At 72.4% G+C, this 9659-nt stretch carries 5 protein-coding genes; all 5 read right to left on the bottom strand.

The window, feature by feature from the left end; genetic code table 11:
* A partial coding sequence (locus D7Y13_RS32225; protein ID WP_147452538.1) for an acyl-CoA dehydrogenase family protein occupies nucleotides 1–1197 on the bottom strand: 1197 nt, incomplete at its 3' end.
* The gene (locus D7Y13_RS32220) at nucleotides 1197–2927 is read right to left on the bottom strand and encodes an acyl-CoA dehydrogenase family protein (protein WP_120585680.1); all 1731 of its coding nucleotides are present in this window, start codon (nucleotides 2925–2927) and stop codon (nucleotides 1197–1199) included. The genes D7Y13_RS32225 and D7Y13_RS32220, both read right to left, overlap by 1 nt.
* Nucleotides 2924–4741: a fatty acyl-AMP ligase gene (locus D7Y13_RS32215; protein WP_120585681.1), complete on the bottom strand. Its 1818-nt coding sequence runs from the start codon at nucleotides 4739–4741 to the stop codon at nucleotides 2924–2926. Before D7Y13_RS32215 ends, D7Y13_RS32220 begins: the two co-directional genes overlap by 4 nt.
* The gene (locus D7Y13_RS32210; protein ID WP_120585682.1) at nucleotides 4728–6440 is read right to left on the bottom strand and encodes a thioester reductase domain-containing protein; all 1713 of its coding nucleotides are present in this window, start codon (nucleotides 6438–6440) and stop codon (nucleotides 4728–4730) included. Before D7Y13_RS32210 ends, D7Y13_RS32215 begins: the two co-directional genes overlap by 14 nt.
* On the bottom strand, nucleotides 6437–9659 hold a 3223-nt coding region (locus D7Y13_RS32205), incomplete at its 5' end, for a non-ribosomal peptide synthetase (RefSeq protein WP_120630879.1). The genes D7Y13_RS32210 and D7Y13_RS32205, both read right to left, overlap by 4 nt.

Raw genomic sequence — 9659 nt, 5'->3', positions numbered from 1 at the left:
GGGTTGGGCCCAGCCGCGCCGTGCGAGCAGGGGCAACTGGGGCAGCAGCGTCATCTGTCCGGCGACGCGGGCCAGGTGGCCGAAGCCCACGGGTTGCAGGTCGCGCAGCAGCTTCTGGAAGACGGCGGTGTCGCCGTCGCGCAGGTAGAAGCGCGCGCCCAGCACGGAGGACAGCCGTCCCATGGCGTCCATCAGGACGCGGGGCACCAGGAACTTCACGGCGGCGGTGGTGAGGCTGGCCTCGCGCGGCAGCAGGTGCACGCCGCGCGCGGCCACGGTGGTGAAGGCGTCACACAACAGCAGGTCCGCGAAGGTGTCCGCGAGCACCGATCGCGTCTGGGGCAGGTCCGTCACGGCGCGGCCGTAGACCGTGCGCGTCTTGGAGGCCTGGAGCGTCGTGCGCAGGCCCGTGTCGACGATGCCCTGGAACATCCCGGGCAGCGCGACGCGGGTCACCTGGAAGGACTTGAGCGCGGTCTCCAGTCCCTGGCCCGGCGTGCCGAGCACCCCGTCCGAGGGCACCGGACAGTCCCGGAACGTCACCCCGCCCAGGGGCACGCCGCGCATGCCCGTGGTGCGGAAGCGGGGCAGGTGCGTCACGCGATCCCTCGGCGCGCGCGTCAGGTCCACCAGCACCTGCGAGTGGTTGCGGCTGCCCGTGCCCGCCTGCGTGCGCGCGAAGAGGACCACGGCGTCCGCGCGGTGGATGTTGGAGATGACCTGCTTGGTGCCGTTCAGCAGCAGGCCGTCCCCGGAGGGCAGGGCCTCGAACTCCACGCGCGCCAGATCATTGCCGTGCGCCAGCTCGTAGTAGCCGCACGCGAGCTTGCGCTTTCGCAGCAGCAGGTCCGCCACGGTGTCGCGCTGGGAGGCGGTGCCCGCGGTCCACACGTTGACGGACGCGATGAGCGAACTGGCGCCGTAGCCCAGGCCCAGGCACGGGTCGCGGCGGAACACCGCGCGCATCAGGGAGATGAGCCGGGGAAGGCTGGCCAGCCGACCGCCTTCGGACACGGGGACGAACTCGGCGCCCAGGCCGAAGGTGTCCAGCAGGTGCTCGCCCGCGTCGAGCAGCTCTCCCCGCTCGTCCGCGGCGAGCACCTGGGAGAAGCCCACCGGGTTGGCGTCGTCCCAGGGGTCGCCCAGGCGCTGCTCCAGCGCTTCCACGGAGGTCGGATCCACTTGGGGGGTGGTCATCACGAAGCACCTTCCGTCCGCGCGTCCGCCAGCAGGGAGAAGACGCCGGTCGTGTCCACCACGACGTCGGCCAGCCGGTCGAAGACGCCCGTGTCTCCTGGCGGATCCTCCGGCGACAGGCGTGACAGCACCCGCACGAGGCAGGCCTCGAGCCAGAGCGCGTCGCGCCACAGGGGGCCTTCCGGCGCCCGGTTCGCATGGTTCAGCCACAGGTGCACGCACGCCGCGCCCGCGAAGCAGGCTTCGTAGTGTTCGGCCAGATGAAAGGCTTCCGGGGGCACGTCGCGCGGGGCCGGAGGCTGCGCGGCCATGCGCTGGTGGACGGCGTCGGTGGCGCGCGCCAGGGCTCGGGCCAGGTACGCGACGCCCTTCGGCAGCGCGCCACTCTCCACCAGTGCCTGGAGGCGGACGACGGCGGCGGGCAGTCCCTGCACGACGCTGCACCCGGCGGTGGAGACGAGGCCCAGGCGTGACAGGTCTGCTTCGGGGAGCGGGGCGCTGAGCGTCGTCGCCGTCGCCAGTCCCTCCGCGTCCCGCCGCTCCTGACGGAAGGCCCGGACGAGCACGGGGAACTGGTTGATGACCGCGTTGCGGTTCACCAGCGTGCTGCCGTCGAAGATGGCGATGATGCGGTGGTCGCGCTCCACCTTCTGGAACATGCCGTGCGCGTACACGTCGGTGAGGAACGAGCGCGCGCCCATCAGGTCCGCCAGCTGCGAGATCATGTCGTTGATGGCGGTGGGGACGAACGCCTTGGTGAGCGCGGAGGTGAGGCCCGCCTCGGGCGTGAGGGCGTGCAGGGCCCGGCTGCCCACGGTGCTCACAGCCTCCGCGAGCAGCAGTTGCGTCGCGGCCTCGCCCAGGGGCCGCCGCGCGCGGGGCAGGTCCACCAGCCGGCGCTCATAGAGCTGGTGCGCCTTCGCGAAGTCCACCGTGAGGCGCAGCGCGTGGTCCGCGGCGCCCAGGGACATGGCCACCGCCACGGTGCGGGTGAGCTGCAAGGCCTTGAGCACCAGCTCGATGCCGCCGCCGGGTTTCCCCACCAGCGCCGTGGCGGGCACGTCCGCGTTGGTGAAGACGATGCCGCTGATGTCCGCGCCCCGGATGCCGTGCGTCCGCTCCTTGGGCAGACAGCGGAACGCACCGGCCGGAAGCTGGCGCTTGTCCACCAGGAACACGCTGAAGCCCCGAGGCCCGCCCATAGGCTCGGTCCGCGCGAGCACGCTCATCAGGTGCCCCCGCGTGGCGTTATTGATGAGCCACTTCTCGCCGTTGAGCCGCCAGCCGTCCGCCGTGCGTGTGGCGGACAGCTCTCCGGCCAGCAGGTCGCTGCCGTGGTGCCGTTCGGTCAGCCCCCAGGACACGCGCGCGCCCCGGGCTACGTCCTTTCCGAGCGCCACGGCCTGCTCCGGAGTTCCCCCCACCCACGTGCACGCGCCGCCCAGGAAGGTCTTCCCATGGCCGATGGCCGCGGTCAGGTCGCGCCGGGCCACCGTGCGCCACAGCGCCACGAGCTCGGGGTAGTGCGCGAGCCTTCCCCCGTGCCGCGTGGGCACGTAGTGCGCGCCCAGACCGAAGGCCTCCAGCGCCTGGCACGCGGCGTCCGGGAAGGCCTCTTCACGGTCCAGCTTCGCGACCCGCGCGGGTGCGAAGGGGCCGTCCCCGGTGTCCAGTCCGCGCAGCAGCGCATCCAGCGCCACGGCGGGAGGGTGGGCGGTGTCCGGACTCATCCCGCCAGCTCCTCTTCTCCGGCGCCGTGCATCGCGTCCAGGTCCGGAGGCGGGCCCTGTGGCTGGGACTGACGGGCGTGGGTGACCTGCGCGTCCAGTTCCTCGTGGAGCGCGGGCAGCGCGTTCGCCAGGAACAGCGTGCGCATGGCGGCGCGTTGGATCTTCCCGCTCGTGGTGCGCTGCACGCTGCCGGGCTTGAGCAGCACCACGCCCCCCACGCGGATGCCGAACTCCCGCGACACGGTGGTCTTCATGCGCGCGGCGAGCTGCTGGTACGCCTCCGTGTCGAAGCGGCCCTTCACCTCGTGGGTGACGACGACCGACTCCTCCTCGTCCGGCGGAGACACGGTGAACACGGCGCCGAAGCGCGTGGCCAGCTCCGGGTGCTGGGCCCGCAGCTCGTGCTCCAGGTCCTGCGGGTAGAGGTTGCGGCCGTGGGTGATGAGCATCTCCTTGATGCGGCCGGTGACGTAGACCTCTCCGTCCAGCATCAGGCCCAGGTCGCCCGTGCGCAGGTAGCCCGCGTCGCCCTCCGCGGTGACGGCGTTGAAGTTCGCCGCCGTGGCGTGGGGGTTGTTCCAGTAGCCGCGCGACACGCTGTCGCCCTTCAGCCAGATTTCACCCACGTGGCCGGGACCCAGCGACGCGCGCGTCGTCGGATCCACCACGCGCACGTCGTAGCCCTCCGGGACGCCGCAGCTCACCAGCTCCCGGGCCTGCTGCCCCTCACTGGCGACGCGGTACTCGTGGTGCTCCAGCGCTTCGGCCACGACACGCTGGACCACGGGCGCGCGGTGGGCACGGCCGGAGACGAACACCGTGGCCTCCGCCATGCCGTAGCACGGGCAGAGGGCGGACTCGCGGAAGCCCGCGGCGGCGAAGCGCTGGGCGAACGCGCGCAGGGTGGACGCCTGCACGGGCTCCGAGCCATTGGCCGCGAACTGCCAGCGCGACAGGTCCATCCCCGTGAGCTGCGCGTCGCTGACGCGGCGGCGGCACAGCTCGAACGCGAAGTTGGGCGCCGCCGAATAGCCGATGTCGTGCTTGTCGATCATCCGCAGCCACAGGTGCGGACGCATGACGAACGCGTTGGGCGTCATCAGCACGCAGGAGCTGCCCAGGAACAGCGCCGGCAGCAGCTGCGCCATCAACCCCATGTCGTGGTACAGCGGGATCCAACCGCCGAAGCGCGTGGTGTCCGTGAACCCGAGCGCGCGCTGGAAGCTGGCCACGTTGTGCAACAGGTTGTGATGCGAAACCATCACGCCCTTGGGCTCGCCCGTGGATCCGGACGTGTATTGCAACAGCACCAGCGTGTCGCGCGACGTGGGCGGCATCCGCCACGCCTCCGGGTCGCCCACGCCTGGCACGTCCGTGGCCAGCACCGTCACCCCGTCCAGGCCTTCGGCCTGGGCCCACTCCGTCACGGCCGCGGCGTGGACGCTGTCGGTGAAGACGGCGCGCACGCCCGCGTCCCGGGCGATGGACCGGACCCGGCGGCGCTGGTGCGCGTACTGCCCGGGCAGCGGTGCGGGCACGGCGATCATCCCGGCGTAGAGGCAGCCGAAGAAGGCCGCCACGAAGTCCACGCCCACCGGGTAGAGCAGGAGGATGCGCTCGCCCTCGGGGAAGCGCTCCTGGAGCCACGCGGCCAGCCGGCGCGCCTCCAGGTCCAGGCGCTGGTAGCTGAAGGTGGTGGCGCCGTCCGCGCGGTCCAACTCGCGCACCAGCGTCACTGCTTCCTGGTCGGGGCGGCTGCGGGCGTGTTCGCGCAGCAGGTCGGTGATGTGCGGGGCGTGCTCAAACGCGGGCATGGGACCCTTCCTTCTGCGCTCGCGGCGGAGGCAGGTAGCCAGTGGAGACGAAGTAGTCGAGGTAGAGGCGCAGGAAGGCGGGATCCACCTCGCGGCACCGGATGTCCGAACCTTCCAGCGCCGCGTGCAGGTTCGTGGTGTCGAAGTGCGGCTCGCTGCCCGCGTACCCCACGTCCTCGGACGGCGTGTCCTCGGTGAAGAGCGGGTGGAAGCGGGTGAGCGCGTTGTCGTCGCCGCGCTCCACCGCCGCGCTCAGCTCGCGGTACCACGTTGCGTAAGGCACGCGCCGCAGCGGGTAGCCGCACTCGTCCAGCATCTCCACCAGCTCGCTCCAGCGCACCGTGCGGGCGCCGGGCAGGTGGAACGCGGTGCCGTGGCGCTGACCGCTCAGCGCGACGTGCGCGACGACGCGGGCGCAGAAGTCCACCGGCACCATCTCCAGCAGCACGTTGAAGTCCAGCGCCGCGCCCAACTGGATGCAGCCCTTCATCGTCTCGTTGAGGAAGGTGTCCGTGGAGCAGGCGCCCGTGTCCTGCGCGCCGGTGATGAGGCCCGGCCGATAGATGCACACCGGCAGGCCCCGGTGTCCCGCGAGCGAGACGAGCTTGTCGCCCACCCACTTGGTCTGCCGGTAGCCGCCCATGACGCCGGTAGGGTCGGTGAGCTCCGCCTCCGCGAAGTGCTGCGGGCCCGGATGGCCGGGGAACACTGCGAGCGAGGAGACGAAGTGCACCGGCTTCACGCGCTCGCGACATGCCAGCCGCAGCACCTCCAGGGTGCCCAGCACGTTGACGGCCTTCAGGCGCGGGTAGGGCAGCGCGTAGCTGGAGTGCGCGCCGTTGTGGATGATGACCTCCACCTCCCGGGTCAGCGTCAGGTACTCCGCGCGCGTGAGGCCGAAGTAGGGACGGCCCAGGTCCCCCGCCACGCCGATGAGGCGGGCCGCGTCGGCGTCGCGCCACAGGCCGTAGCCGGTGAGGTTCTGGCGCACGCGCTCCAGCGCCGCCGCCGCGTCCTTCGCCCGCGCGAGCACGTAGAGGCGCGTGTCGGAGCGATCCAACAGCTCGCGCACCAGGTACGCGCCGGTATAGCCGGTGCCTCCGGTGAGCAGCACCGTGCGGTAGGGCGCGGTCGCGGGAGGCAGGGTGTCCGGGGCGATGCGGATGTCGTCCGGGAGGGAGGCCTCGGCCCACAGGTCCTCGCTGGCCAGGCTGCGGGGACTGCCACCGTGCGCGGACGTGCCGCCCGTCTTCGCGCCGATCATCCGCACGAGCTCAGCGATGGTGGGGCGCTCGAAGAAGCGGCGCATGGCGGGGGCCACCCCGAAGGCCTCCTTCACGCGCGCGGCCATCTGCGCCGCCGCCACGGAGTCGCCGCCCAGGTCGAAGAAGCTGTCTTCCACGCCGACGCGGCCCACGCCCAGCACCTCCTGCCAGAGCTGCGCGAGGCGCAGCTCCTCCGGCGTGGCGGGCGCCACGTGCGCGGTGGTGGAGGGTTCGGAGGGGTCGCCCAGCGGCAGGCGGCTGCGGTCCACCTTGCCGTTGGGCAGCTTGGGCAGCGTGTCCAGGATGACGAAGCGCGTGGGGACCATCACCTCCGGAAGGTGCTCGCGGGCGAAGGTGCCCAGCGCGGTGCGCAGCCCGGACACGGAGGTGGACATGAGCGGCGCGTTCGCCGCGCGGGAGGGGGCGTCACTCATCGCGTCTGCTCCTTCGCTTCGAAGACGGCGTCGAACGTGCCCGCGCGTCCGGACGCGGGGGTGTACAGCCGCACCGTGTGGCCATGGCGATTGGCCAGGGCCACCACGTCCTCCGGATCCACGGCGGCGTCCTCATCCGCGTCCCAGAGCGCGCGCTCCACGTCCCAGGCCGTCTGCCCGGGCGCCGCGTCGCGCAGCAGTCGCACCAGCGCCAGCGGACGCACGAGCCGCCGGTTGGGGATGCCGGTGACCGCGAACGCTCCGGCGCCGCGCGGTGCCTCCAGCTTCTTTTCGAGCGCCGCGTCCCCACTGAGCGTGTCCCAGCCGACCGTGTCCGTCACCGGTGCCGGTGCGTCGCCCCCGATCGTCACGTCGTAGCGGAAGCAGGTGAGCTCGTTCACGGCGTGGCCGCGCTTGAGCTCCAGGCGCACGGGTTGTCCGGCGCGCGCGGCGTGTTCGCGGAAGAAGGACGGGGCCAGGCACAGCTCGCGCTCGGCGGTCACCTGCCGGGCCACCGCCGCGGCCAGGTCCCTCGCGGGCATCAGCGCGGGCGCCTTGTGCAACTGCACGGACGCGTGGAAGGCCTCCAGCAGCTCCAGGTCCCGGACGTCGCCGACGAACACGGAGCCGGTGGTGCCGGCCACGCGCGTCGCTTCGTCCAGCACGCGCGTCAGGTACTCCGTGCCCGGGAAGTATTGGATGACGGAGTTGATGACCACCGTGTGGCCGGCGTTCCCGGGCAGCGTGGACAGGTGGCCCGCGTCGCCGTGCACGAGCGTGACGTGCGCGGGCAGGGGACCGCTTCCCAGCGACGCGGCGGCGGTGCGCAGGGCGGCGGGCGACACGTCCAGGCCCAGGTAGCGCTCGACGTGGGGCGCCAGGTGGCGGAGCACCAGACCCACGCCGACGCCCACGTCCACCAGGGTGCGCGGGCGCAGGGCGGTGACGCGCTCCACGGTGTGGCCCAGCCACTCGCGCATCTGGGCCGGGGGAATGGGTTCGCCGGTGTAGCTGCTGAGCCATCCGGAGAAGTCGCGGTCCAGGTCGGTGCCGCGCGCGCCCGTCTCCGGGTCGGTGTACGCGCCGTCCCAGACCTCACCCCAGCGCCGCACGTGCGCGTCCTCCGCGCCCCGGTCCATCAGCCCCTGGCCCGGTGCGACGAAGGCGACCAGCTCCGCGGATCCGTTGGCGCGAGCCACCGCGACGACGGCGACGGAGGCCACCTGCGGATGGCGCGACAGCACGCCCTCCACCTCATCGGGTTCGATGCGGTGCCCGCGGATCTTCACCTGCCGGTCCACGCGCCCCAGGAACTCCAGCACGCCGTCCGCACGCCAGCGCGCGCGGTCCCCGGTGCGGTACATGCGCCCCGGCCGCGTGGGGTGCGGCACGAAGCGCTCGCCCGTCAGCTCCGGGCGGTTCAGGTAGCCCAGGCTGACGCCCTCGCCGCCAATCCACAGCTCGCCCGCGACGCCGATGGGCATGGGTTCGAGCGCGGCATCCAGCACCAGGACGTCCGTGTTCGCGATGGGCCGGCCAATGGGGATGACGCCCTGGCGCGGGTCGTGCTCCACGTCCACCTCATGCACGGTGGACCACACCGTCGTCTCGGTGGGGCCGTACATGTTGAACAGCTTCACCCCGGGCAGCCGCGCGCGCACGCGCTCCACCAACCCCGCCGGAAGGATTTCCCCTCCGACGAGTACCGCGCGCGCGCTGGCCAGTGAATCCAGTGCGGCGGGCTCCGCGGCCACGGCGGCCAGGAAGGACGGCGTGCTCTGGGTGAGCGTCACGCCATGGCGGCGGCACAGCTCCGCGAAGGCGTACTGGCCTTCCGCGTCGTCCGAGCCGGGCGCGCGCACCAGGTTGTTCACCAGGCCCTCGCTGGCGATGACCACCCGCGCGCCGTGGGTGAGCGGCCAGAGCAGCTCCAGCACGGAGATGTCGAAGGACATGCTCGTGAGCGCGAGCACGACGTCGTCGGGCCCGCAGCCGATGCGCGCGTCCATGCCCAGGAAGAAGTTCACCACGTTGTGGTGGCGCACCCCCGTGCCCTTGGGTCGGCCCGTGGAGCCGGAGGTGTAGAGCACATAGGCCGCGTCGTGGCCGTCCGCGCCCGCCTTCCACTCCTTCGCGGGCCCCGCGCCTGCCTCTCCCGCATCCACGTGCACCACCACGCGAGCGGGCAGTCCGGTGGGGCCTTCGGGCCAGGTGACGAGCGCGTCCAGGTCCGCGTCGGAGGCGATGTACTCCAGGCGGTTCTGGGGGTAGCCCGGATCCAGCGGCACGTACGCGGCGCCCGCCTTCATCACCGCGACCAGCGCGATGACGAGCTGGGGCCCGCGCGGAAGGCTCACGCCCACCCGGCCGCCGCGACGCACCCCCTTCGCGTGCAGCAGGGCCGCCAATCGTTGGGCCCGCGCGTCCAGCTCCGAGTACCGCACCGTGACGTCGCGGTGGACGAGCGCCACCCGGTCTCCCGCCGTGCGGGCCTGATGCTCGATGAGCGCGTGGACGGTGAGCTCGCGGTCGTACGGCACCGCCGTGTCGTTCCAGCGTGCCACGCGCTCGCGCTCCGCCGCGTCCACGAGCGTCACGTCGGAGAAGCGGGCATGCGGGGTGGCGGCGACGGCCTCCAGCGCGCGGCGGTAGTAGCCGGTGAGCCGCTCGCAGAAGTCGGCGTCCAGCGCGGCCATGTCGCAGTCCAGCCACAAGCGCAGGCCGCCCTGCACCGGGTCGTAGAGGAAGTTCACCGCGAGCGGGTAGTTCGTCTCCGCCACGCCCACGCCGTCCAGGATGAGCGCGCCCGTGGGGCCGGTGACCTTCCACTGCCGCCGGAAGTCCATGAAGTTGACGTAGCTGTCCAGGGGCAGCGCGTTGCCCAGGTCCCGCTGTACCTGCATGAACGGGTAGCGGCGGTGCGGTGTGGCCTCGCGCTCGTGGGCGAAGATGGCGTGGGCCGCGTCGCGCAGCGTGCCCGTGCGCGTGTCGACCCGCAGTGGGAGCGTGTTGAGGAACACGCCGATGACCTCGTCGCCGCCTTCCTCTTCCAGACGGCCGTTGGACACCACGCCGGTGACGACCTCGTCCGCGCCGCACACGCGCCGCAGCACCGCCACGTGCGCCGCGGCGAGCAGCGACTTGAGCGGCAGGGCCTCCTCCACCGCACGCAGCCGCAGCCGCTCCGCGAGCTGGGGGGACAGGGGGACTTCATGGGGC

It is taken from the genome of Corallococcus praedator, from assembly GCF_003612125.1.
In the GTDB taxonomy this organism is placed as follows: Bacteria; Myxococcota; Myxococcia; order Myxococcales; family Myxococcaceae; genus Corallococcus; species Corallococcus praedator.
This window is presented reverse-complemented; position numbering and strand designations above follow the sequence as displayed.